General features: G+C 67.2%; 21 protein-coding genes. 14 read left to right on the plus strand and 7 right to left on the minus strand.

The genetic code is table 11. The features are described from left to right. Nucleotides 1-56 precede the first annotated feature (56 nt). Nucleotides 57-722 carry a maleylpyruvate isomerase family mycothiol-dependent enzyme gene (locus ACQPW1_RS17890; protein ID WP_433663809.1) on the plus strand — a complete coding sequence of 222 codons (666 nt, stop codon included), beginning with the start codon at nt 57-59 and terminating at the stop codon, nt 720-722. 21 nt (nt 723-743) lie between these two features. Here ACQPW1_RS17890 and ACQPW1_RS17895 read toward each other — a convergent pair whose 3' ends face one another. Together ACQPW1_RS17895 and ACQPW1_RS17900 are read right to left on the minus strand one after the other, a co-directional pair. Then, nucleotides 744-1220 carry a GAF domain-containing protein gene (locus tag ACQPW1_RS17895; protein WP_433663810.1) on the minus strand — a complete coding sequence of 159 codons (477 nt, stop codon included), beginning with the start codon at nt 1218-1220 and terminating at the stop codon, nt 744-746. 124 nt (nt 1221-1344) lie between these two features. Then, nucleotides 1345-2052: a GntR family transcriptional regulator gene (locus tag ACQPW1_RS17900; RefSeq protein ID WP_433663811.1), complete on the minus strand. Its 708-nt coding sequence runs from the start codon at nt 2050-2052 to the stop codon at nt 1345-1347. Nucleotides 2053-2208: 156 nt separating this feature from the next. Here ACQPW1_RS17900 and ACQPW1_RS17905 point away from each other — a divergent pair, with 156 nt between their 5' ends. The 4 genes from ACQPW1_RS17905 to ACQPW1_RS17920 all read left to right on the plus strand — a co-directional run bounded on the left by ACQPW1_RS17905 (nt 2209) and on the right by ACQPW1_RS17920 (nt 6557). Further along, complete coding sequence (locus ACQPW1_RS17905) at nt 2209-3486, plus strand: MFS transporter (protein WP_433663812.1); 1278 nt, start codon at nt 2209-2211, stop codon at nt 3484-3486. Between the two features lie 10 nt (nt 3487-3496). Then, entirely contained in the window at nt 3497-4156 is a 660-nt protein-coding gene (locus ACQPW1_RS17910; RefSeq protein ID WP_433663813.1) for a 5-oxoprolinase subunit B family protein, read from the plus strand. After that, complete coding sequence (locus ACQPW1_RS17915; RefSeq protein WP_433663814.1) at nt 4153-5040, plus strand: biotin-dependent carboxyltransferase family protein; 888 nt, start codon at nt 4153-4155, stop codon at nt 5038-5040. The genes ACQPW1_RS17910 and ACQPW1_RS17915 overlap by 4 nt, the downstream gene beginning before the upstream one ends. Nucleotides 5041-5231: 191 nt before the next feature. Next, nucleotides 5232-6557 carry a lipase family protein gene (locus ACQPW1_RS17920; RefSeq protein ID WP_433663815.1) on the plus strand — a complete coding sequence of 442 codons (1326 nt, stop codon included), beginning with the start codon at nt 5232-5234 and terminating at the stop codon, nt 6555-6557. On the opposite strand, the gene ACQPW1_RS17925 is transcribed toward ACQPW1_RS17920, so the two are convergent. From ACQPW1_RS17925 to ACQPW1_RS17940, 4 genes are all read right to left on the minus strand, one after another. Next, nucleotides 6488-12769, minus strand: a complete 6282-nt coding sequence (locus tag ACQPW1_RS17925) for an amino acid adenylation domain-containing protein (RefSeq protein WP_433663816.1) — start codon at nt 12767-12769, stop codon at nt 6488-6490. The two genes, ACQPW1_RS17920 and ACQPW1_RS17925, sit on opposite strands and share 70 nt — an antisense overlap. Nucleotides 12770-12940: 171 nt before the next feature. After that, nucleotides 12941-13810: a PaaX family transcriptional regulator gene (locus tag ACQPW1_RS17930; protein ID WP_433663817.1), complete on the minus strand. Its 870-nt coding sequence runs from the start codon at nt 13808-13810 to the stop codon at nt 12941-12943. Then, nucleotides 13791-15026, minus strand: coding sequence for a kynureninase (locus ACQPW1_RS17935; protein WP_433663818.1), 1236 nt, complete (start codon nt 15024-15026; stop codon nt 13791-13793). Before ACQPW1_RS17935 ends, ACQPW1_RS17930 begins: the two co-directional genes overlap by 20 nt. A 4-nt stretch (nt 15027-15030) precedes the next feature. Then, a complete protein-coding gene (locus ACQPW1_RS17940; protein ID WP_433663819.1) occupies nt 15031-15885 on the minus strand; it encodes a tryptophan 2,3-dioxygenase in 855 nt (284 codons plus the stop codon). Nucleotides 15886-16120: 235 nt separating this feature from the next. On the opposite strand from ACQPW1_RS17940, the gene ACQPW1_RS17945 reads away from it, so the two are divergent. Beyond that, nucleotides 16121-16402 carry a hypothetical protein gene (locus tag ACQPW1_RS17945; protein ID WP_433663820.1) on the plus strand — a complete coding sequence of 94 codons (282 nt, stop codon included), beginning with the start codon at nt 16121-16123 and terminating at the stop codon, nt 16400-16402. A gap of 10 nt (nt 16403-16412) precedes the next feature. Here ACQPW1_RS17945 and ACQPW1_RS17950 read toward each other — a convergent pair whose 3' ends face one another. After that, nucleotides 16413-16862, minus strand: a complete 450-nt coding sequence (locus ACQPW1_RS17950) for a nitroreductase family deazaflavin-dependent oxidoreductase (RefSeq protein WP_433663821.1) — start codon at nt 16860-16862, stop codon at nt 16413-16415. A 126-nt stretch (nt 16863-16988) separates the two neighbouring features. On the opposite strand from ACQPW1_RS17950, the gene ACQPW1_RS17955 reads away from it, so the two are divergent. The 8 genes from ACQPW1_RS17955 (at nt 16989) to ACQPW1_RS17990 (ending at nt 24796) form a co-directional block, all read left to right on the plus strand. Next, nucleotides 16989-18611 (plus strand): acyl-CoA synthetase, encoded by a 1623-nt coding sequence (locus ACQPW1_RS17955; RefSeq protein WP_433663822.1) that lies wholly within the window; start codon nt 16989-16991, stop codon nt 18609-18611. 205 nt (nt 18612-18816) lie between these two features. Next, nucleotides 18817-19119 carry an NAD-dependent epimerase/dehydratase family protein gene (locus ACQPW1_RS17960; protein WP_433663823.1) on the plus strand — a complete coding sequence of 101 codons (303 nt, stop codon included), beginning with the start codon at nt 18817-18819 and terminating at the stop codon, nt 19117-19119. A 12-nt stretch (nt 19120-19131) separates the two neighbouring features. Next, a complete protein-coding gene (locus ACQPW1_RS17965) occupies nt 19132-19770 on the plus strand; it encodes an NAD-dependent epimerase/dehydratase family protein (protein WP_433663824.1) in 639 nt (212 codons plus the stop codon). Beyond that, nucleotides 19767-20729 carry a glycosyltransferase family 2 protein gene (locus ACQPW1_RS17970; RefSeq protein ID WP_433663825.1) on the plus strand — a complete coding sequence of 321 codons (963 nt, stop codon included), beginning with the start codon at nt 19767-19769 and terminating at the stop codon, nt 20727-20729. The genes ACQPW1_RS17965 and ACQPW1_RS17970 overlap by 4 nt, the downstream gene beginning before the upstream one ends. Next, the gene (locus ACQPW1_RS17975) at nt 20726-21928 is read left to right on the plus strand and encodes an ATP-grasp domain-containing protein (protein ID WP_433663826.1); all 1203 of its coding nucleotides are present in this window, start codon (nt 20726-20728) and stop codon (nt 21926-21928) included. The genes ACQPW1_RS17970 and ACQPW1_RS17975 overlap by 4 nt, the downstream gene beginning before the upstream one ends. After that, nucleotides 21925-22611, plus strand: coding sequence for a hypothetical protein (locus tag ACQPW1_RS17980; RefSeq protein ID WP_433663827.1), 687 nt, complete (start codon nt 21925-21927; stop codon nt 22609-22611). The genes ACQPW1_RS17975 and ACQPW1_RS17980 overlap by 4 nt, the downstream gene beginning before the upstream one ends. Next, complete coding sequence (locus ACQPW1_RS17985; RefSeq protein WP_433663828.1) at nt 22611-23831, plus strand: hypothetical protein; 1221 nt, start codon at nt 22611-22613, stop codon at nt 23829-23831. The genes ACQPW1_RS17980 and ACQPW1_RS17985 overlap by 1 nt, the downstream gene beginning before the upstream one ends. Then, the gene (locus ACQPW1_RS17990) at nt 23831-24796 is read left to right on the plus strand and encodes a hypothetical protein (protein WP_433663829.1); all 966 of its coding nucleotides are present in this window, start codon (nt 23831-23833) and stop codon (nt 24794-24796) included. Before ACQPW1_RS17985 ends, ACQPW1_RS17990 begins: the two co-directional genes overlap by 1 nt. Nucleotides 24797-24841: the final 45 nt, after the last annotated feature.

Below are 24841 nucleotides of genomic sequence, written 5' to 3' on the forward strand. Positions count from 1 at the left end.
CCTCCACTCGGGTGGAGTTCTTACGGTAATGGAACTTCGAACGAGAGGGTCGAGCTATGAACCACATCGAATCCATGACCACCGAGGAGATCTGGTGCGCGGTCGCCGCCGAGCGCCAGAGCATGGCCGACCTGCTCGCCGACCACGCCGAGTCCGACTGGAATCACCAATCGCTCTGCGCGGATTGGCGAGTCCGTGATGTGGTCGCACATGTCGTGTTGTGCACGCGCGCGAACCTCGGCTGGATACTGGTCAACCTGATCCGGGCCGGCGGCAGCGTGCACGGCGCGTTGCGGGACACCGCAATTCGGCACGCCGACCGTGTCAGTACTCGGCAGCTGCACACGGAGCTACGCGCCAGCGTGCCCTCACGATTCTTCCCGATCGGCACGGTCCCCACCGACCGGTTGCTGGACATGCTCGTACACGTCCAGGACATCGCGATACCGCTCGGCATCGTCCGCGAGACGCCGTCTGTGCCTGCCCGATCGGCGCTGGGGCGGGTATGGGCGAGGGGCGAACAGTTCGGCATCGACGAGCGGTTGGCGGGCTATCGCCTCGTGGCGACCGACATCGACTGGTCGGCCGGCGACGGCCTGCTCGTCGAGGGAACCGCGGGCGCGCTACTGCTGCTCGCGACCGGACGTTCCGCGGCGGCCTCGCAGCTGACCGGTCCAGGCGCGGCCACACTGGCCGCGACCCTGATCGCGAACCAGGCGTGAATCGCGGCGATGCCGGATCGTTCAGGGACGCGGTGTGTGCTCCGCGGCGAGAGCTTGTTCGGCGGCCGTACGCAGCTCCGCGAGCCGCGCCCGCTCCTCGGGGGTGTAGTCGCGCGTCTGGTCGTCGAGCACGCAGACGGTGCCGTATACGCTGCCGTCCGGATTGTGCAGCGCCAGCCCGAGGTAGTTGACCAGTCCGAACTCCACCTCGTCCTCGTTGCCCGCGAAATCCGGGTCCGCGCGCGAGTCACGCACGAAGAGTTCGGCGTCGTTGTCGACGACCCGCTCGCAGTACAGCTCCTGCGCGTCCGCGAAGGCGGCACCCTTCTTGCCCTCGGCACCGACCGTGTAGTGCACCTCCGCCGCACCGGCCGTCGCCTCGACCGCCATATGAGTCGGCGTCGACCGCATCACCAGGACCGACCGCACGTCGAGATCGGCCGCCGTCTGCGCGAGCAGTGATTCGATCGGCCGGAACTGCGCACTGCTGTCGGACATGACGACCTCTCTCGGCACGAGACACACGGGACAAGTCGTCCCACTCTCCTCGGCGAACCGGCTACTCGCCAGGATTGCGTTCACGCTGCGACAAACCACTGCGGTCGGCCGGGCGCGGCAATCCTCAGGCGACGATCTGGGTATACGCGGCGCGGATGTGCGACTCGGCGTCGGTCAGATAGTCGGCGAGCATCTTCTCCGCCTCGGTGGAGCGCCCGTCGACCATTGCCTCGTAGATCTCGTGGTTGCGAGTCAGGTAGGGCTCGTGGAACGTCAGCGGATCGGCCATTACGTGGAAGACCAGTCGCAACTCGTTCCACACGCTCGACATCATCTGATCCAGCCGCCTGCTGCGATTGAGCGCGGCGATGGCCTTGTGGAAGTCGATGTCGGCCGTGCCGACCCCGGTCCAATCCTGTTCCGCCGCACAGGCATCGGCGCGCGCCAGGGCGGCGGCGAGCTCGGCCGGTTGCTGCGCGGCCCGGTCGAATCCGTGCACCGCCGCGCCCTCGACGACCCGGCGGCACTGGTAGAGCTCTGTGACATCGTCGGAGGTGGGGATGCGTACGAACGCGCCGCGGTTGAGCTCGTGGGTGACCAGGCGTTCCTCGATCAACGAGCGGAACGCTTCCCGCAGCGTATTGCGCGAAACACCCAGCGCCGCACAGATATCGGGTTCGGACAACCGCGTGCCGGGCAGCAGCGAGCCGTCGAGGATGCTCGCGCGCACGATGTCGGCGGTCTGCGAGCTGCGACTGGAGCGGGCCAGCAGACCCTTGTGTTCGGAAAGTGCCGTGTAGACGGGATCGGGCCGATCTACCGGTGTTGTCATCAAACCTCCGCGGACCAGTGGCTTTGCCGTTCGAGCATAACTCAGGGATCGAACTGCCAGCCGACGATCCGACTTTAGGATTGCAGAATCGTTCAACGATCCGTACTCTACTGTGACGTACGTCGCTCTCCTGAGCTCGAGCATTGCGAGGCAGCCATGAGCCTTTCCACAGACCTCCCGGTGGATCCGGCCGAGAAATCACCACCGTTCGACTGGTTCCGAACGCTGAGCGCCAAAGGCAAGAAGGCCTTCCTCGGCGCGTTCGGCGGATATGGCTTGGACGCCTACGACTTCCAGGTGCTACCGCTGGCGCTGGGCGCCATTTCGTCGTACTTCGTGATCAGCTCGGGCAAGGCCGGTCTGCTCACCACGGTGACGCTGCTGGTGTCCGCGCTCGGCGGCGCGCTGGCGGGTGTGCTCGCCGACAAGATCGGCCGGGTGCGCACCCTCCAGCTCACCGTCGCGACCTACACCCTGTTCACGGTGCTGTGCGGCTTCGCGCCCAATTTCGAGACGCTGCTTGTCTTCCGGGCCTTCCAGGGTCTCGGCTTCGGCGGTGAATGGGCGGCGGGCGCGATCCTGGTCGCCGAGTACGCGCAGACCAAGTATCGAGGCCGAACGGTCGCCTATGTGCAGAGCGCCTGGGCGGTCGGCTGGGGTTTGGCAGTTCTGGTCTACACCTTGGTCTTCCAGTTCGTCAGCGAGGATCTGGCCTGGCGGGTGTTGTTCTGGACCGGTGCGCTGCCCGCATTGCTGATCATCTGGGTGCGCCGCAATCTGACCGACTCCGAGACCGTCACCCAGCGGCGTGAATCGGCGGGCAAGCGGGCGGGCTCGTTCGCGTCGATCTTCCGGCGGGACCTGGTTCGGACGACGCTGTTCGCCTCGCTGCTGGCCACCGGTGTGCAGGGCGGTTACTACACCCTCGCCACCTGGCTGCCGACCTATCTGAAGAAGAGCCGACACCTGAATGTCGTTGGTACCGGCGGATATCTGTTCCTCTTGATCGGTGGCGCGTTCCTCGGGTACGTCACCGGCGGCATCCTCGCCGATCGGATCGGCCGCAAACGCACCATCCAACTCTTCGCCGTATTGTCGGTCGCCTTCATGGTCGCCTACATCCAGGTTCCGGAGGGGGCGAACACCACGGTGCTGATCCTCGGCTTCCCGCTCGGATTCTGTACCGCGGCAATCTTCTCCAGCTTCGGCTCCTTCCTCTCCGAGCTGTACCCGACCGCGTCCCGCGGTACCGGACAGGGCTTCACCTACAACTTCGGCCGCGGCGTCGGCGCGATATTCCCCACTGTCGTCGGGTTTCTGGCCTCCACGACGCTGGGTCTGGCCGGTGCCATGATGTTCGGCGCCTTCGGCTATGTCCTCGCCGTGATCGCACTGTTCGGCCTGCCGGAGACCCGCGGCCGCGAATTAGCCTGAAGGAGGGTCGATGTCCGCGATCAGCGTGCCGAGGGCACCGCTTCGAATACTGCCCGCGGGGGACCGGTCGGTGCTCGTCGCACCCGACGAGCACGAAGACCTGGTCGCGTTCATCGACCTGCTCCGGCGCGAATTGCCCGCAGGCGTGCACGATGTGCTGCCCGCCGCGCAGACAGTCCTGGTCACCATGACCGATGCCGCGGACAGCCGGGCCGTCGAAGAGCAACTGCGGCAACTGTTTCGGAGTACGCAGGGCGCCGGATCGGCTCAGCCGGAACCGGACGCGGTGCGCACCATTCCGGTCCGTTACGACGGGCCGGATCTGGAAAGCGTTGCGGCACAGTTGGGTATCTCGGTCCGTGAGCTGATCGCCGTGCACACCCGGGCGGTCTGGCGGTGTTCCTTCATCGGATTCGCGCCGGGCTTCGGCTATCTCGAGACCGCCGAGCACGGGTTGGCCGTACCGCGCCGCGCGGAGTCACGGACCTCGGTGCCCGCGGGCTCGGTGGCCTTGGCCGACGGATACAGCGCCGTCTATCCTCGACGTTCGCCCGGCGGCTGGCAGCTCATCGGCACCACCGATGTGCCGATGTGGGATCTCGACCGCGCCGAGCCGTCGCTGCTGTGCCCGGGCACCCGGGTCCGATTCACCGAGGAGGCGATGGGATGAGCGCGACGCGACGCGCGGTGTTGCGGGTCCTGAATGCGGGCCCGTTGAGCACCATTCAGGACCTCGGCAGACCCGGCTGGTTCTCGGTCGGCGTCGGCGTCTCCGGTGCGGCCGATCGAAGTTCGCTGAAGCTGGCGAATCGATTGGTCGGTAACCCCGAGGATGCCGCGGGCATCGAAACCTTGCTCGGCGGACTGGAACTCGTCGCCGAGGCGCCGGTGCTGCTCGCGGTGACCGGTGCCGACGCGCCGATCACCGTGGACGGTGTCGCCGAGGCCAACGCATCGGTTCTCGCCTTGCGCACCGGGCAGCGATTGAAGCTCGGCATGGCCGCCGCCGGGCTGCGCGCGTACGTCGGCGTGCGCGGCGGCCTGGCCGTCGACGAGGTGCTCGGCTCCCGCAGCAGGGACACCCTCGCCGGACTCGGGCCGGAGCCACTGACCGAGGGGGCGGAGCTCACCGCGGGCGCGGCGGACGGGTACCCGTGGCCGAATGTCGCTGTGGCGCCGGTCCGTTCGGTGAATTCGGGTTCTGTCACCGTCCGAGTGCTGCTCGGTCCGCGGGACGACTGGTTCAGCAATCCGCGATCGCTGTTCGCCGGTGTCTGGGAGATGACCGACCGGGCCGATCGAGTCGGCGTCCGGTTGGCCCGCGTCGGCGACGAGGCACCGCTGACCCGGATCAACGACAAGGAACTGCCGACCGAGGGAATGCCGCTCGGTGCGATCCAGGTGCAGCCGAGCGGTGAACCGGTGGTGTTCCTCGCCGATCACCCCATTACCGGCGGCTACCCGGTGATCGGGACCGTCGTCACGGCCGACGTCGACCTGCTCGCGCAGTTGCGGCCGGGCCAGCACCTGCGGTTTCGTCCGGCATCGACGTAACCGATCTTGTGCAGTTTGCACAGTGGTAGCGGGCGAACCCTGGTTGGTTGCGTAGTGACACATCTGCGCGCCGTCGTGTGAACTGATACCTCTTTCGGTCCGTCGGGCGCTCGATGGTGTCCCGGTTGGCGGTCGCTGTGACCAGCGACTTCTGGCTTCGATATCAGCTCCGCCTGAGAGGTACCCCGGTAGTGATCCGTGTTTGTCGTGCCATATTCGCAGTAGGTTTCACGCTCGCTGTTTCGCTCGCCGTCGCCGCACCGGCGACCGCCGGGCCGGACTTGCCGCACACCGGCCAGGGCGGCACCCAACCCGCCTGGCCGGTGCGGCCCGATGAGAACCAACTTCCGCCGCTACCGCGCGAAACGGATATCTACTCGGTCATCCCCGTCCCCATGCCCGCCGACGACCGGTGGTACGACGACCCGGCCGATCTGGACCGCTACGCCAACGGTGACGTGATCCGCAAGCGCGTGGTGACCAGCTATCTGCTCGCGGTGCCGTGGCCGCCGGTGCACACCGAGCAGATCCTGTACCGCAGCACCGACAGTCGCGACCGGCCGACTGTCACCGCGACCACCGTGATGATTCCGGGTATTCCGTGGCTCGGTCCGAGCTCGCGCCCGGTGATCTCCTATCAGGAGGCGATCGACGGTCTGGACCCGGCGTGCAACCCATCGCACACCGTGCGCGCGGGCACGATGAAGGAAACCCAGCTGCTGCTCCAGTTCCTCGGCGAGGGCATGGCGGTCTCGGTCCCCGACTTCAACGGCAAGACCGACACCACACTCGCGCCGAGCGAAGGGCGGATGGTGCTCGACGGTGTCCGTGCGGCCCGGCGCGCCGACCTGGGCTTGGCCGATTCGCCGGTCGGGCTGTGGGGATACTCCGGCGGCGGCAGCGCCACCGGCTGGGCGGCCGAACTACATCGGACCTACGCCCCGGAACTGCCGATCAAGGGCAGCGCGCAGGGCGGCGTCCCCGGCGACAAACACGCGATGACGATGTTCGCCATGGACGCCGGCCCCGGTATCGCCGGGCAGGCCGATTTCGTCGGCTGGATCTGGCTCATCGGATTGTCCAGGGAATACCCGGATCTGCTGCCCCTCGACAAGTTTCTCACCCCGGACGGCATGACCATGGTCGGCGACATCGAACACCGATGCCTCTACACCGCGGCCGCCACCGGCGCATGGCGGCCGTTGAAGAACTACCTGAAGGACAAGCAGGCGTTCCTCGACCCCGACATCCAAAACGTCCTGCACCGAGACAGTCTCGGCTACGGCGGCACCCCGGATATCCCGGTGGCGATGTGGCACTCGATGACCGATCCGATCATCCCCATCGCCGCCATCGAGCCTGTCGTGCAACGCTACTGCGCCGCGGGTGCGAACCTCCGCTTCTTCAGAGTCCCTGCGTCAGAACATATTTCGGCCGAGTTGATCGGCTACGAACCGTCGTTGCTGTGGCTGACCGCCGTCTTGGCGGGTGCCGACCCCGGCCCGACCACCTGCTGAGCACACGTCGCCGGGCGTAGTACCGCCCCGGGAGTGGGGCCGGACGGCAGGAAGCCGGAGGTGATGAACTCCCGGATGTAGGCGTCGAGTGCGGCTTCGGTGATCGGCGGGCAGGCGATGCCGGTGTCGGCGAGTGCGGTGCGGGTGTGTGCGTCGCCCCAGTCGAGGTTTGCCATGCCGAGGTAGTTCGTGCTCAGCAGGGCGGCGCGGACGAGGGAATCGTCGCCTGCGGCATTGCGGCGATGGGATTCCTCGGCGAGGGCGGCACGGACGGTGTCCAGCGAGGCGATGGTCACGGGGAGGCTGTGATAGCGCAGGCAGGTGAAGATGTCGCCGACCGTCACCGTGGTCTTGTTGACCAGGTGGTACACGGATTCCGGCCGGGGGTGGGTGGCGAGTTCGACGATGGCGCGGGCCACGTAGGTCACCGGGACGAGGGAGACGGTGGCGTCGCCGACGTCCGGTGCCAGGCCGAGGATCGCGGCGGCGCGGATCATGTTCCAGAACGAATCGTCGGCACTGTTCACGCCGACTTTCGGGTCGCCGCAAATGGTTCCGGGGCGGTAGATGCCGATCGGGACGCCGCGTTCGCCCGCCTGCCGGACCAGTTCCTCGGCGGCCCACTTGGAGGTGACGTAGCCGTTGTCGGTCAGCTCGTCGGCTTGCAGACGGGCGTTCTCTTCGATGGCTCCCGGTGCTGCCGTGGTGGAGACGGTGGTGCCGAGGGTGGACACGAAATGCACCGGCTTGAGCCGCCGTGTTGTCGCGAGCCGCAACACATCTCGGGTTCCCTCGACATTGGCCGCGCGTAGTCGTTCGTACGGATCGATGTGATTGACGCGGGCACCGTTGTGCAGGATCACGTCGACGTTGTCGGCGAGGTGGTGGTAGTCGGTGTCGGAGAGTCCTAGTCGTGGTGCGGCGAGATCGCCTGGGACAGCGACGATCCGAGCCGCAGTAGCGTCGTCCCACAGTCGGTAGCGGTGCAGCGCCTGCCGAATCCGATCGGCGCCCTGCGCCGCGGTATCGGCGCGGACCAGGCACGCCACCTGTGCGTCGGTGCGGTCCAACAGTTCTCGGAGCAGATGGGCGCCGAGGAAGCCGGTCGCGCCGGTCAGCAGCACTTCCCGGCGTGGCCCGTAGTACGCGGGCCGGCAGCCGCGGCCATCGATGTCTTGGTCCAACACGGCATCCTCGGCCGGGGTCGGAGCGTGCGTCTGCTCTGCGGTCCCGGTGAGGTGTGCCGCGAGCCCGCGCACCGTGGGCGTGGTGAGCAGCGCCGACATCGGCACGGCGAGTTCGAGCTTGGCCGAAAGCCGTTGATGCAGCGTGAAAGCCATCAGGGAGGATCCGCCGAGCTCGAAGAAGTCGTCGGTCACCCCGATCGGGGATACACCGAGCACTTCGGCGAATACGTCGGCGATCGCCTGCTCCAGCTCGGTCGACGGCGCGATGCCGCCTCGGGAGGCGAATACCGGCTGGGGGAGTGCCGCTCGGTCGAGCTTGCCGCTGGTGTTGACCGGCAGCGCATCGAGCACCAACACCGCCGACGGCACCATGTACGCAGGCAACGCATGAGAGACCAACTGACGCAGCGCATTATGATCTACCGCGGCGCCGGGAGCCGCGACGACGTAGCCGACCAGCCGGTCGCCGCCATCGGACGGTTTCACCGCGACTGCCGCCTGCCCGACCGCCGGATCGGCGAGCAGTGCGGTTTCGATATCGCCGAGTTCGATGCGGTGCCCGCGTACCTTCACCTGGAAGTCGCTGCGCCCGAGGTATTCCAAGGTCCCGCGCGTGCTCCAGCGCACCAGATCCCCGGTCCGATACATCCGCGCACCGCGATCGGCCGGATTCGCGACGAAGCGTCCGGCGGTGAGCCCGGACGCGCCGTGATAGCCACGCGCGAGTTGGACTCCGGCCAAATACAGTTCACCGACCGCACCCACCGGCACCGACCGCAGCCGGGCGTCGAGCACGAAGGCTCGCGAATTCCATTCCGGCACACCGATCGGCATCGTGGCGGCTGGATCGGCCGGGTCGAAACGGTGCTCGGTGATGCTGACCGCGGCCTCGGTCGGGCCGTACAGGTTGTGCACCTCGGCGCGGCTGATCGCGTCGAATGCCCGTGCGGTCTCCGGCGCGAGCGCCTCGCCGATGACGAAAACGGCTCGCAGTGAGGACACTTCGGCAGCCGTGGCGTGACCGGCGAACGTCGTCAGCATGGTGGGCACGAAATCGGTCAGGGTGACCCGGTGTGTGGCGATCAACCCGCACAGCGCCGCCGGATCCCGATGCTCGTCCGGTCCGGCCAGCACCATCCGCGCACCCGCACGCAGCGGCAGGAAGTACCCCCACAGCGACACGTCGAAGGTCGCCGGAGTCTTCTGTAGATAGGTGTCCGCGGCATCGACCCCGTACTGGTGCTGCATCCAATCGAGCTGGTTGACGATCGCCTCGTGGCTGACCACAACACCTTTCGGACGTCCGGTCGATCCGGAGGTGTAGATGACGTACGCGGGGTGGTCGCCGCGCAGCGGCATCCGCCGCTCGTCCTGGTGCACGGGTGCGGGGTCCAGTTGCGTCAGATCCAGGGTGTCGACGGCATGCGCCGCGGTCACCGTGAACGCGTCGGCGGTCGTGGTCAACACGCATTGCGGCACTGCGGAATCCAGCACGTAGCCGATCCGTTCGGCCGGGTGGTCCGGATCGATGGGCACCCACGCGCCGCCCGCCTCGGCGATCGCGCACAGGGCGACGACCTGATCGATGGATCGGCGCATGGCCACCGCCACGACGGTCTCCGGGCCGACGCCTTGCCCGATCAGCCACCGCGCCAACCGGTTACACCTGTCCTGCAACTGCGCGTAGGTCAGCGTGGCCGATCCGAAGACCAACGCGACGGCATCCGGCGTGGCCGCGGCATTGCGCTGTAAGGCCGCGCCGAGCGTTTCGGGCGCAACCGCGTGATCGGCTCCGGCCGACCAGGCTTCGATCCGCCGCCGCTCGTCCGGATGCACCATATCGATGTCACCGACGGCGCCGGCCGGATCGGCGGCCACCTGATGCAGCACACGGATATAGGAATCGAGGAACCGCAGCACCGTCGGCTCGTCGAAAAGGTCCGTGGCATAACTGAACCGGATGATGATCTGGCCCGGTGTCCCGTCGGCGGCATGCTCGTCCACCACCGCGATATGCAGATCGGTCTTCGCGGTGCGCGTGTCGATGTCGAGCCCGGAGAAGGTCAGGCCGGGCAGTTCCAGGCTGGCCTTGCCGAAGTTCTGGAACGCGAAACCGACCTGGTACAGCGGATGCCGCCCCGGCGACCGCACCGGATTGACCGCGTCGACGACGTGCTCGAACGGCACCTCGGAGTGGGCGAAGTTCACCAGATCCCGGTCCCTGGTCCGGTCGAGCAGCCCGGCGAAGCTCTCGCCGAGGTCGATCCGGGTCCGCGACACCGTCGTATTGACGAACATGCCGACGAGGTCATCGAGGGCGGCTTCGGCGCGATTGGTCATGGGCACGCCGATGGCGACGTCGGTGCTGCCGGACAGCCGGGACAGCAGGACGGCCAACGCCGACCGCATCACCATGAACAGCGTGGCCTTGTGTTCGCGTGCGACGGCGAGCAATTCGCGGTGCAGGCTGGCGGGCACCGGCCGCTGAGTGGCCGCGCCGCGCAACGAGGCGGTGCTCGGTCGTGGGCGGTCGGTCGGCAGGTCGAGCTCGTCCGGCAGTCCGGCCAGCTCTGTGGTCCAGTAGGAAAGCTGTTGGGCCAGCATCGAATCCGGGTCGTCGCGGGAGCCGAGCAGCTCCTGCTGCCACAGCGCGTAGTCGGCGTACTGGATGTCGAGCGGCCGCCACGTCGGGGCCGTGCCCGCGGAGCGTGCGGTGTAGGCGATGGCGATATCGCGGGCCAACGGTGCCAGCGAGGAGCCGTCGGCACAGATATGGTGCACCGCGCACACCAGCACGTATTGGTCGGCCATCCGCAGCAGCCGAACGCGCAGCGGCACTTCGGTCGACACGTCGAAACCGCGCCAGAGAATGGCCCGGATGCGTTCGGCCACCATGTCGGAGGTCGCCGTCAGCATCTCTTCGACGGCGAAATCGGCGACGACAGTGGCTGTTTCGAGCGCCTGCTGTCGCGGACCGGTGGCGTCGGCGGGATACAGCGTGCGCAGAATCTCGTGGCGCGCAACGGTATCGGTGAAGGCCGCGCGCAACACGGTGACATCGAGGTCACCGGCCATGTTCAAGGCGAAGCCGATATTGTCCACCGACGATTCCGGGTCGAACTGATTACGCAGCCAGAACCGCAGCTGGGCGGGAGACAGCGGCACCCGTTCCGGCCGCGACCTGGCCAGCAGCGCCGGTCGGCCCTTGTCGAACCGTTGCGCCTGAATGGCCTTCGCCAACGCCGCGACGGTCGGATGATCGAACAGCAGCCGGGTCGGGATCTGCGCCTGCCACGTCTCGCTCAGCCGCGCCGCAACCTGGGTGGCGAGCAGTGAATTACCGCCCGAGGCAAAGAAATCGGAGTCCGCCCCCACCTGATCGTGACCCAGCACCCGGGCGAACACCTCGGCGACCAGCTCCTCGCCGGGCCCGGACAGCGACCGGCACACGAGCTGATCGACCGCGCGGACGCGCAGCGCCGCCCGATCCGCCTTGCCGGTAGGCGTCAGTGGAATGCGGTCGACCACGGTGATCGAGGTGGGCAGCATGTACTGCGGCAGCTGCCGGGCCAGCGCGTTCGCCAGCTCGGTCGCGTCGATTAGCCAACCCGGTTCGGGCTGCACGTAGGCCGCCAGTGCCGTCTCACCCGCCGCGGTCTTGCGGTCGACGGTGACCGCCGAGCGCACCCCCGCCTGCCGGGCCAGCACCGATTCGATCTCACCGAGCTCGATGCGGAAGCCACGGACCTTGACCTGATCGTCGGTGCGACCCAGGTATTCGAGATCGCCATCGGTGCCGCGCCGGACGATGTCACCGGTGCGATACATCCGCGTGCCCGGCGCACCGTGCGGGTCGGCCAGAAAACGCTGTGCCGTAAGGACGGAACGCGCTTGATAGCCACGGGCCAGTCCCGCACCGGAGACGTACAACTCGCCCGCGGTGCCGACGCCGACCGGACGCAGTCGCTTGTCGAGCACTCGACAGTTCATCCCCGACAGCGCCGAGCCGATGGTCACCGGCAGATCCGGTGACAACGGCGAACTGATGGCCACCATGATGGTGGTCTCGGTCGGGCCGTAACCGTTGAAGAATCGGCGACCGGGCGCCGCCCAGCGGCGAACCAGTGGCGCAGGACAGGTTTCGCCGCCGACGATGACCACGCGCAGCAGGTCGAGCCCGGTCGGCTCGAGCGAGGCCAGGGCCGACGGCGTCAGGAAGGCATGGCTGATCTCGTGTCGCGCGATCACGCTCGCCAGCTCCGCGCCGCCGTAGACCGTCGGCGGCGCGATCACCATGGTGGCGGACGCACCGACGGCGAGCAGCAGCTCGAGCACCGACGCATCGAAGCTCGGCGACGCGAAATGCAGAGTGCGCGCGGCCGGAGTGAGTGTGTACCTGGCGATCTGCTCGGCACAGAACGCGGCGATACCGGCGTGGGTGACCGCGACACCCTTCGGGCGACCAGTCGAGCCGGAGGTGTAGATCAGGTACGCCGCGTTCGAAATGCGAAGCAGCGCAGGGCGATCGAGATATGAGATGGGAGTGGCCGACTCCGCTGAAGTCCGCGCGGCGAACTCCGGGTCATCGATCGCGAGCCAGCGCACGTCGGCAGGCAGGGCAGGTGCGTATTCGTTGTTGGTCAGCCCGATCTCGGCAGCGCAGTCGGTCACCTGGAACTGGATGCGCTTGCGCGGCAACCCGGGATCGATCGGCACGAACGCCGCACCCGTCTTCGCGACGGCCCACACCGCGAGCACCGACTCGATCGACCGGGGCAGCGCCACCGCGACCATGGTCTCCGGACCGACCCCCATGGTGAGCAGGATCCGCGCCAATTGTGCGGAGCGCGCGTCGAGTTCGCGATAGGTGATCGAGCTGTCGCCACAAACCGCCGCCACCCCATCCGGATTGCGTTCGACCGCCGAGGCGAGCAGAGCGGCGAGGGTCGGTGAGTGCGACGCCGATGTCCGGCGGGAACGCGCACGACGAGCGGCCGAGGGGGTCCGCTGAATACCACTGGTCAAGCTCTGGTCCCGCCCATACGAAGTGACAAAGGGGCCTGATGGTACAACGCCGCCATTGGGTTCACCACCGATGCGAAGACAGTCGTTCGCGCGCGTGCTCAGCCCGGTCGCCCGGCGCGGAGCCACACTTTACGGCATTGAGTGCCAAGAGATTTCGAATTCAGAGGATTATCATCCTACGTTTATCGCGGTGCCGACGCTGGTCCGCGCCCAGCGGCGGCTCGGCTCCAGACAACGGCGTTGCGCGTCGGCGAAGAGACGCACACTATCCAGTCCCGGCCAGTCGGTAGGCAGCATCTCCTCGGGGAGACCGGGATCGAGATAGGGGATGATGCGCCACTCGTCGAGCAACGGGGCGAAGCGATCGAATGCCTGTTGGTCGGTGAGGTTTTCGAGCGTGAGGATGTCGCTGTGGTGATCGAGGAACGCGCGGTGCCGATCGGCGAGGGCGGGCAGATCCCACCATTGCGCCGCCGCCTCCTGCCAGGAGCCGGGGACCGTGAGTTCCGTTGCGCGAAAGGACGTCACGTACTCGTCGAGTTCCAGCGCCGACACGATCGCGGATGCCTCCGCCGCCAGATACTCCGGGCAGATCCACAGGCCCGCGGAGACGGTGCCGCAGCCGATCGAGGACAGCCTGCGGCGCAGCTGATGTCGGGCGGCGCGCTGGGATTCGGGAATGCCGAACGAGATCAGATGCCAGGCATCGCCGTCGGTCATCTGCCGGAAGCCGAAGATGCGCGGGTCGCCGCGCGAGTACATCGCCTCGGCGGCGTCGGTGACGCGGTATCCGCTGCGCCCGCCGCGGGATTCGGCGTCGAGCACGCCTTTGCTCTTCAGTCGGGTGACCGCCGTCCGGGTGCTCTGTTCCGGCACGCCGAGTCCGGCCAGCAATCCGCTGAAGTCGGCGATGGCGATCCAGCCACCCAGGTCGCGGACGTACGCGCCGAGCACGGTCCGGGCGAGCGAGGTCGCGCTGCCCGGCCGTGAATCGATATCGTCGAGGACGGCCCCCGCGAGGTCAGCGCGCGGTGAGTTCATCGCGGATCGCCGCCACCCCCGCCAGCACCTCGGCGTAGGTGGTGCTGAGTGGGCTCAGTCCGATCCGGATGCCATGGGGCGGGCGGAAATCGGGGATGACGCCACGTTGCCAGAGTCGCGCGGTGATCTCCTTGAACTGGGGGTGGTCGATCGTCACGTGGCCACCACGGCGGGCCGGGGCGATGGGCGACGATACCGCAACGCCGAGCGGCAGCAGCCAGGTCCGCACGAGTTCGAGCGCGAACTCGGTGAGTGCGACCGACTTCGCCCGTACGGCCGCCATGCCGACCTCCTCGATCAGGTCGAGGGTGTCCTGGATCGGCAGCATGCCGATGATCGCGGGCGTGCCGCTGATCACCCGCCGGATCCCCTGCGCCGGAACGTATCCCTGCGCCATCTCGAACGGGCTCTCACGACCCATCCAGCCCCAGATCGGCTGCGTGAAGTCGCCGAGGTGCTCGGCGCGGACGTAGCCGAACGCGGGCGCACCGGGGCCGCCGTTCAGATACTTGTAGGTGCAGCCGACCGCGAAATCGACTGCCCAGGAATCGAGTTCGATCTCGACCGCGCCCGCCGAATGGCACAGGTCGAGCAGCAGCATGGCACCGGCCTCGTGGGCGGTGGCGCAGATGGCGGGAGCGTCGAGCAGGTACCCGGACCGGTAGGCGACGTGGCTGAGCACCACCAGCGCGGTGCGGTCGGAGACGGCGTCGGCCACGTCCTGGGCGGTGACGCCACCGGTGAACTCCGGCTCGATCCACCGCAGCGTCAGGCCGAGCTCACGCGCGATCGACTCCAGCAGGTAGCGGTCGGTGGGGAAGTTGTCCCGGTCCAGCACGATCTCGGTGCGACCGGGCCGCAGCGCGAGGGCGCCGCGGGCGATCTTGTACAGCAGCACGGTGGTCGAGTCGCCGACCGTGGTCTGCCCGGCGGCGGCGCCGAGGATCGACGCGCCGATCCGGTCGCCGATCGTCAGCGGCAGGTCGAACCACTGTTCGTCCCAGCCGCGGATGAGCCGGCCGCCCCACGCGTCGGTGACGAAGGCGGCGAGGCGTTCGGCGGTCGCGCGGGTGGGTCGGCCGAGCGAATTGCCGTCGAGGTAGGCGACGATCTCCGGGTCGTCGCTGCCGAGGAAACGGCTCGGATAGTCGCGCAGCGGGTCGGATTCGTCGAGAGCCTTTGCGCGCGTGGCGAAGTCGAGCGGTGCGGTGGTCATGTCGTCAGCGTCCGATCTCGGTGCGTACCGCGAACAGTTCAGGGAAGAAGGTGAGGTCGAGCGCGCGCTGCAGGAAGCCGACGCCGCTGGAGCCGCCGGTGCCGCGCTTCGTGCCGATGGTGCGCAGCACCGTGCGCATGTGCCGGAACCGCCACAGCTGGAAGTTCTCCTCGAGGTCGACCAGCTCTTCGAAGGTCTCGTAGAACGACCAATGCTCTTCCGGGGCTTCGTAAATGGACTTCACGAGGGGAAGTAGATCGGGATCGAGGACGTAGGACTTCGTTACGTCCCGATCCAGCGTCGAACGCGGCACGTCGAGTCCGGCGCGCGCGGCATGCTGCCAGAACGCGTCGTACAGGCTGGGTTCGTGCAGCAGCGTGTCCAACTCTTTGTGCGCGACCGGATCTGCTTCGAAGACCCGCAGCATCGAGGCGTTCTTGTTGCCGAGAATGAATTCGACGGCACGGTATTGATACGACTGGAAGCCCGACGAGTTGCCGAGCACCTCGCGGAACTGGGCGTACTCGGTGGGCGTCAGGGTCGCGAGCACCGACCACTGCTCGGTGAGCGTCTTCTGGATGTGCTTCACGCGCGCAATGCATTTGAGCGCGACACCGATGTCGTCGGCCTCGAAAGCCGCACGTGCCGCCCGTGTCTCGTGCAGGACCAGTTTGAGCCAGAGCTCGGTGGTCTGGTGCTGGATGATGAACAGCAGCTCATCGTGATGCTCGGGCCTGCTGACCGGATGCTGCGCGCTGAGCAGGGTGGTCAGGTCGAGGTAGCCGCCGTAGCTCAGACGTGAGCTGAAGTCGGTGACGATGTCGGTTTCGAGTGCGCGGGTGTTGTGCTCGACGGTCATGTGAGTCCCCATCAGTTGGGTGCTGCCCTTGACCACACGGTATGTCAATATCGTGACGCACGCTAGATATGTGTCATAGATGAGCAAGTGTCACACCGGGCTCAGCTGGGGCGATGCTGCCCGGTGCGAGCGGGATGGGGATCCCCAGATGTCTGGTCAGTGGGATTTGCATGCCTACGGTCGACGTTGTCGGTGTATCCCAATACTTTGGGAAGCGCGACGCCATGGAGGGGACATGCTCGACGGCCAGAAGGTCTCGGATCCGGTTCGCTGGGACAACCACGAATTCGATGCTTTGACGGTCGCCGTCGTCAATGCGATGAACGCGGGATTGAAGGATGAAGCCGCGGCCCGCAAACTCTCGGTCTCGTTGCGCACCTACCGCAGATACGTCGCCGAGGCGATGGCCAGCCTCGGCGTCGCGACGCGTTTCCAACTCGGCGTCCGCTCTGCCGAGCTCGGCATGCTCTCCGGCGCGGAATCGGCGCGGATCAGGATCATGCCGACCCCCGTGTGACAGGCGCGGTTCAGCGCGGCGTGAGCGCGAAGATGGGGATCGTCCGATCGGTCTTGGTGCGGTAATCGGCGTAACCGGCATACATGGCGTCGAGCTCGGCCCACGCGGCGTCCCACGCGGCGTCCCACGCGGCGTCCCGCTCGGCGGCCGGAATCTCGGTGGCGGTGACCGCGATGGTCGTCTTGCCGATCTCGACGTCCGCATCGGGGTTGGCGCGCAGGTTCAGTACCCAGGCGGGGTGCGTCTCGGCACCGCGATGCGACCCCGCCACCAGGTAGCGGTCACCATCCTGCCGATACAGCAGCGGCGAGGTGCGCCGCTGACCCGACTTGCGCCCGACGGTGTTGAGCAGCAGGATCGGCGCTTGCCCCATCTTGCCGCCGAGCTTGCCGCCGCTGACCCGGTACAGGGATGCGTTGAGGCCCAAAAAGATTCGTTCGAGCTGACTCTGAATCGACATGTCACCAGCGTAGATCGCGTTGCGGTGTACGGCATTCGGGCTGTTCGTGGCAGGAAGCTGCCAACATCGGCCGGTGCGGGGGCGGTGCCATTGTCCAAGACTAGAACCAGTTCTAGTTTTACTGTCATGGCTTTCAACGTCGCTGACCTTCTCGAACACGCGGTGGACGCGGTGCCCGACCGCATCGCCATCATCTGCGGGGACCGTCAGGTCACCTACCGTGAGCTGGACGAACGCGCCAACCGGCTGGCGCATCACCTGGCCACGCGGGGGATCGGGAAGGGCGATCACGTCGGGGTGTATTCGCGTAACTCCATCGAGGCGCTGGAGGCGATGTTCGCGACCTACAAACTGCGTGCGGCGGTGGTCTGTGTGAACTATCGCTACGTCGCCGAGGAGGTCCGCTACGTCGCCGACAACGCGGACTTGAAGGCCTTGATCCACGAACGCGCCTACGCCGACGTGGTCGCCGAGGTGCTGCCGCACACCCCGTTGCTCACCGACGTCATCGTCGTAGAGGACGGCTCCGACCTGGACTTTCACCGTTACGGCGGCACCGAATACGAGACGGCGCTGACCGGCGAGGCGGCGGTGCGCGACTTCGCGCCGCGCAGCTCCGACGACCTCTACCTGCTGTACACCGGCGGCACCACCGGTTTCCCGAAGGGCGTGATGTGGCGACACGAGGACGTGTGGCGCACCCTCGGCGGCGGCATCAACCACGTCACCGGCGAGTATGTCGCCGACGAGTGGGAATTGGCCGAAGGGGCGAAGTCCGGGCCGGCCGGCATCGTCATGGCACCGCTGTCGCCACTGATCCACGGTGCGGCGCAGTGGGCGGCGTTCATCGCGCTGAACTCCGGCGGCACAGTGGTTTTCGTGCCGAAGTTCGACGCGCACGAGGTGTGGCGGGCGGTGGAAAAGCACAAGGTCAACGTGCTCGCCGTGGCCGGCGACGCGATGGCGCGGCCATTGCTGGACGCCTTCCGAGAGCAGCAGTACGACGTGTCGTCGATGTGGGCGTTGAGCAGTAATGCGGCGCTGTTCTCGCATTCGATCAAGCAGCAGTACCTCGAGCTGCTCCCGAATCTGTTCATCACCGACGTGATCGGCTCCTCGGAGAGCGGCGGCACCGGCCTGGCGGTTGTCACCAAGGACTCCGACCACACGCAGGGACCACGGGTGAAGTTCAACGCCCAGGCCGCGCTGATCGATGAGGGCGGCGCACTGATCGAGCCGAGGCCCGGCGCGGTCGGCCGGATCGCGCGGCGCGGTCACGTGCCGATCGGTTATTACAAGGACCCGGAGAAGACCAAGACGATCTTCGTCGAGATCGACGGCACCCGCTACGTGGTGCCCGGTGACTACGCCCGCTACGAGGCGGACGGCACCGTCACGCTGCTCGGTCGCGGCTCGGAGTGCATCAATACCGGTGGCGAGAAGGTCTATCCGGAGGAGGTCGAGGGCGCGCTGAAGTCGTCTCCCGAGGTGTTCGACGCGCTGGTGATCGGCGTCGAGGATGAGCGGTTCGGCGCATCGGTGGCCGCCATTATCGCGCCGCGCAAGGGAATTCGCCTCGATCTGGCCGAGCTCGACGCGCACGTGCGCACCAAGATCGCGGGCTACAAAGCGCCGCGCGGCTACTGGATCGTCGACGAAGTGATGCGGCAGCCGAGCGGCAAGGCCAACTATCCGGCGGCCAAGAAGCACGTCGCCGAGCATCCCGAGCAGGTGCGCTCGCCGCGCTGACCGCCTCTCGTCGAAGCCGACGGCCCCCGAAAACTATGGCTTTCGGCGGCTTTCGGCGCTCTCTAGGCTGTGTCGCACATCACCGCGCGCGGGTATCCGCGGCTGCGCGGATCGGGACAACATCCGGACGATGTGGTCACACGTGGCCATTCTGTCGGCACCACCGGCGGTTGGCCGGATAGATAGCGCAAGGTGGTACAACAGAATGAAGGTTGGCGTCACGGGCGGGTCCGGGTTCATCGGCTCCTATGTTTGTGAGGAACTGGTGCGCCGCAACCACGAGCCGGTGATCTTCGACCATCGACGTCACGCGCGCCCGCAGCCGTACGAGGTCATGCTGGGCGACATCCGTGACTCGACCTCGATGACCGAACTCGCCGCGCACTGCGACGGGATAATCCACCTCGCCGCCGTACTCGGCACGCAGGAGACGATCAGGCAGCCCCGCCCCGCAGCGGAGACGAATCTCGTTGGCGGACTGAACTTTTTGGAGGCGGTGGCGCAGTAGGAGCTGCCCGGCGTGTACATCTGCGTCGGCAATCACTGGATGAACAACAGCTACTCGATCTCGAAGACCGCGGTCGAGCGGTTCGTGCACATGTTCAACGCCTACCGCGGCACGCGCGTCACCAATGTCCGGGTGGTCAATGCCTATGGGCCTCGGCAGACCGCGGCGGCGCCGTTCGGCGAGGGCAAGGTCCGCAAGTTCACTCCGGCGGTGATCTGCCGCGCGCTGTCCGGACTTCCGGTGGAACGCTATGGTGGCGGCGTTCAGCTCTCCGACATGGTGTGGGTGGGTGACGTTGCGCGCGTGCTGGTTTCGGCCTTGGAATCGGCCGAGGGGGGCGTCGTGCCGGATGCGGTGATGGAGGTGGGTCCGGCCGAGTCGCAATCGATCCGATCGGTCGCCGAACTGATCATCGACCAGTGCGTCGCGCGCGGCTACGAGCGGGTGCCGATCGTCGACCTGCCGATGCGGCCCGGCGAGATCCCCGGAGCCACGGTGCGGGCCGATCCGATGACGTTGCCCGCCATCGGCATCGACCCCGAATCGCTGCTGCCGCTCGACGACGGCATGCGCCGCACGATCGAATGGTTCATCGAAACGCGCGGCACCCACTGGGTCGCGCCGGAGCCGTGCGAGACGGCCACGGCGTGACGGCATCGCTCGCGATGTTCAGCGTTACCGTTGTCGTCCCGTGTCGGGACGAGGAAGTCAATGTTGTTGCGGCGCATCAGGCGATCGTCGGTGAACTCGGCGAGCACGACGTCGAGGTCCTGTTCGTCGATGACGGAAGCACCGACTCGACGCTGTCGCTGGTGACCGGAATCGCCGCGAAGGACGAACGGGTGCACTACATCTCGTTCGCGCGGAACTTCGGCTTCGAAGCGGCCTTCTCGGCGGGCTACAAGTACGCGACGAAACCGTGGGTGCTGCATGTGGACGCGGACCTGCAAGGCCATCCGAGCGAGGCGCACAAGTTGATCGCGGCGGCGTCGGATCGAGTGGACGCGGTCTTCGGGGTGCGTGATCAGCGCGACGACCCGCTGCTGCGGCGTTGGGGATCGACGATGTCGGACCTGATCGCGCGGCGGGCGCTCGGTATCGAGTTGCCGCCCGGTGCTACCACGTTCCGGCTGGTGCGTACCGGAGTTGCTCGTCGGATCGTCGAATTGCGCCGTCCAGCACCGTATTTCATGGCCTCGCTGCCTGCGGTGACCGATCGATACGTCACCGTTCGGACCGCGCATCAGGCGCGGCGGGCGGGATCGTCCAAGTTTACGGTTGTCCGGCTGGCTCGGCACGCACTCGATCTGTACGTCGGGCATTCGACCGCGCTGGCGACTGGAGCCGCGCTGTTGTTGTGCGCAGGCGTGATTGTATCGATTCTGGCGGTGGCGCTGTTAGGCGTGATCGGGACTGCGGCGGGCGTGACGGCGCTGCTGTTCACGCAGTTGGCGGTGCTGCCGACAATGGCGCTGCTGCTGCGCTATTCGGTGATGGCTTCGAGCCGAGACGGTCGCGCGCTGTACTACGTGCGCGAATCCGATCTGACGATCGATGATGCCGACCGGCTTCAGCTGGAGCGGGTCACGGTCGGTGGAGGCGCGCGATGACGGGCACCTTGGTGATCCTCGGCGGCGCGGACGGTTCGGCGTCCACCTACCTCCGCGCCCGCGAACTCGGCTATCGCACAATCTGTGTCGACCGGCGTGGTGATGCCGTGGCGCGACCGCTGGTCGACGAGTTCGTGCTCGCCAGCATTCGCGATCCGCAGCTCATCGCGAAGGAACTCGACGGGCGCACCGATATCGCCGGTGTGCTTTCACCTGCCAGTGACACCGGGCTCCCTGCCCAACGATGGCTGGCTCAGCGGTGGCTGCTGCCCGATCCGCCCGCCGCGTCGGCGGTCCGTGCTTCCCAGGACAAGTCGTTCTTCCGTGCGGTGTGTCACCGGTTGGGTTTCGCGGGCTACGGCTATGTCGCCGGTTCCGCCGACCGCGAACTCGCACTTCGCGCTGTGGCACTGCGGTTTCCGGTGTTGGTGAAACCCCTGGATGCGCAGAGCAGCCGCGGAATCCAGGTATGCGCCGATGCGTCCGAGGTCGCGGTGGCGGCGCGGGAGGCGGCGCGATTCGCCAGCGACGGAGGCGTGATAGTGGAAGAGCAGCTCGTCGGAAAGCATTACAGCGCAGAGGCGTTCGTCGAACACGGCCAGATCGCCTTCGTCGGGGTGAGCGCGCGGACGATGACCCCAGCGCCCTACTTCGTGACCACCGCGCATCGAGTGCCCGCCGACCTTGCCCCCGAACAGGAACTGGAGCTGACCGAATTGCTGAATGGCGTGGTCGCCGAGCTGGGCTATCTACGCGGCCCGCTGACGATCGACCTGTTGATCGATCCCGCAGGCCGAATGCACCTGATAGAGATGGGAGCTCGGGTGGGCGGCAACGGCCTCGGCGAACTGGTCCGGTATGCGTACGGCGTCGATACGGTCGCGGCATCGATCGCCGCAGCGACCGGCGACCCGGCCGACGTCACCCCGACTCGATTGCGGGCAGCGATATCCGAGGTTCTCTACACCGAGCAGCCCGGCGTGGTCACCGAGGTGGTCGGCGCCGACGTTGCCGCGACGGTCCCGGAACTGGTGGAGCTGATCCTGTTCGCGAGCGCCGGACAAGAAGTACTTCCGTACCACAATGCGGCAAACAAGCTGGGGCACTTCGTTGTTGTCGCCGACCGGCCCGACCAGGCCGCCGCTGCCGCCGACGCAATACGCGCCACGCTGCGCTTCGACCTGAGTGGTGCGGCATGAGGCCCGCGGTCCGCACCGCGGTGCTGGCGACCCTGGCGGTCGTCGCGGCGGGCATCGTGTGGTGGGTCTCCGGCCGCCAGCACAGCATCGAGAATGTCTGGACGCTGCTGGCCTCGCTGATCCCGTTCATCCTGGCCGCCGAGACCATCGCGAGCCTGCAACCGTACTGGTTCCGGCGTGGCCGTCTCGTCGAAATCTGTGCGCTCGGTGCGTTTCTCGTCGTGTTCTGCTTCCTGGTGCCGAAGATCTTCGCCGCCGCCCTCGACGACGATTTCAACCGGCTGTACTCCTGGATGCGGATACTGGTCCCGCTGCTGATCCTGTGCCTGGCGCTGATGCTCCGGCTCGGCGGCGCGATACCCGCCGCCACGCGCCGGGTCAGTTACGCGGGCATCCTCGTAATGCTCTCGGGTATCGAGGATCTCGCGTTCCAGTTGTTGCGCGGTAAGCCGCTCGCCGACCGCTGGGATTGGGCCGATCACATGACGGTGCGGCTAGGTCACGTCGCCAGCCGGAACGAGGCGTTGGCGTTCATCGTCGTGCATCTGCTGTTGGCCGCGCTGATCCTGTTCCTGCCGGATCGTTTCTGGCACCGGATCGGTGGTGGTATCCGGCGACGTTCCGGGACCGTGCGGCAACGAACGGTCAGTGTCCGGCAGCGGGCGGCTGCTCGGACGCGCTGATGGTGTCGACTCCCGCCGCGATGCCGACCTTGCCCGCGGTCCGAAGCGTGGTGTCGCTCGTCGTCGGTCGCGGCGGGTTCCGTATTGCCTATCACGGCATAGCGCTTGCGCTGCTGGCGATTTGGGGTGCCGACGTCTTCGCGGTGTATGCGAGCGCGGTCGGCGCGACGGCCTGGATCGCGCTGCTCAGCTCGGGGCCGGAGAAGGCGGTGCTGAAACTGGTACCGCGGCTACCGCATACGGCCGGGGCGGTGGTGCGAACCGCGTTGCTCACGTCGGCTGTTCCGCTGGTGATCGCCGTGCTCATGGTGGTCGCGACGGTCGGATCGGCGGCAGTGGTCTACCCGCTGGCGGCGGCCTGGAGCGCGGGAGTCGGTCTGATGACGGTCATCGTCTCGGTCCACCGCGCCGCAGGGCGGCCCGCGCGGGACAGTCGAGGTTTCCTGCTACTCGCCGTTCTGCTCGCGGCGTCGGTGGTCGTTGCTGCGGTCGGCGGACTTTCGCCTGAAGGACAGTTGGCATTTCTGGCTGTTATCACCCTTGCCATGGCCGCTTGGTCGGCCAGGGGCGCGGCGCCCATCGCGTCGCTAAGGACTCGCCCGCGGCGTGGAGTCACCGCCGCGATCGTGCGTTCCGAACTGAAGCTCGGGCTGTACGAGCCGCTGGGCAGCGCGGCAGTCGGCGTGCTGTACGCGGTGCTCGCCCTCAGTGATCAGCGAGACAGCAGCACCACTCTCTATCTGGCGCTGCTGGTTTCGAGTGTCGTCGGATCGTGCACGCTGTACCTGCTGCGGATCTACCAGCCGGTGTCCTCGTTGCGGCTGCGCGGTGCGGGCGGACAGGCCGGGATCGATATCGCCCGTCGGCTGTTGGTCGTGGCGTTGCTCGCCGGGGCACTCGGCTGCGGCCTCGTTGTCGCGGTGGCCGGGCAGCTGTCCGCGAGTGTGCTTGTGGTGCTGCTGCTTTGCTTCGAGATCCCCATCCACGCGGTGGTCAGTCTCGCGTTGTTCATCCTGGAGAACTCGGGGCGCCGTGAGCTGAACGTCGCGGCCGTCAGTGCCGTAACGCAATTCGGTGCGGTCGTGGTGCTCGCCGCGCTGCTGGTGCCCGCGCACGGACCACCCGCGGCGCTCTGGGTGCTGGTCGCGTCCTACGCCGTGCTCGCGGCGTCGACGTTGCCGCGGCTCGGGATCAACTCTCGTACAACACAGAAGGCGTGATGACGGACATTCGCGCGGTCACATCGATGCGCAGGCGCATCGACCTCCTCGACCCCCACCGCGACCCTGAACCGCCGTGGTGGGAGGCGTTGCGCCGGTTGGCCGGACTGCGCGCGACGTGGGCCTGGGAGGTGCTGGCGGTCGCAGGCCCACTCGGCATAGCCGTCGTGCACGAGGGGGATGCCATCGTCGCGCTGGCGGCGGCGCGCTGGTCCCTCGGTGTCGCGAACGTCGCCGCGCCGGGCAGCACCGGACAACCAGGCTGGTGGGTGGCGGATCCGGCCCGGCAGACCGAGCTGTTCGGCGTGCTCGCCCGCGGACTGCGGGCCCGATTCCGGCACGCGGTGCTCGGCACGCTGTGGCGCGAACTCGACCGCGACCAAGCCGACGGCCTCGGCGGCATCCGGATCACCAGGGAGGTGAATCCGACCGCCGTGCTGCCGATCGAATGGCCGGACGAGGCAGGGTGGCTGAGCACGCTGTCGTCGAATCGCCGCAGGAGCCTGCGCGCGGAGGCCCGGTGGTTGTCTCGCGACCAAGACTTGATCGCAGGTAGCGGACCGGTCAGCGCCCTCGATGCCGATCAACTCATCGGCCTGTTCCGCCGCACCGAGGAGAAGTACGACGGGCTGGGGCGGGCGCCGCGCATGCCCGACGAATGGCTGTACCGGCTGCTGTCTCGACCCGAGGTGCTGACGATGCATTACCACGATGCCGATCGAAATCTGTTGGCGGCGTTTACCATTCTCGATCACCCGACCTGGCCGCTGGTGCACCGCTGGGGTGCACTGCCGGTAGAAGAGGGCGGCCGGAAGCACCTGTACTTCGACGCGTTCCGGCGGACCGTCGGATGGGCGGTGTCCGAGGGGAAGCACGGCCTCATCTGGGGCAAAGGGTTACCCGACGTCAAAGAACGACTCGGCTGTCGATTGGTGCCGCGCTACGCCGTCGCCGTGGCCTGGTAAACACCTTGAATTCGACGTTGCCGCGCCGAATGGCCATTCCCGCCG

The sequence above is a fragment of the Nocardia sp. CA-128927 genome, from assembly GCF_050955855.1.
Lineage (GTDB): Bacteria > Actinomycetota > Actinomycetes > Mycobacteriales > Mycobacteriaceae > Nocardia.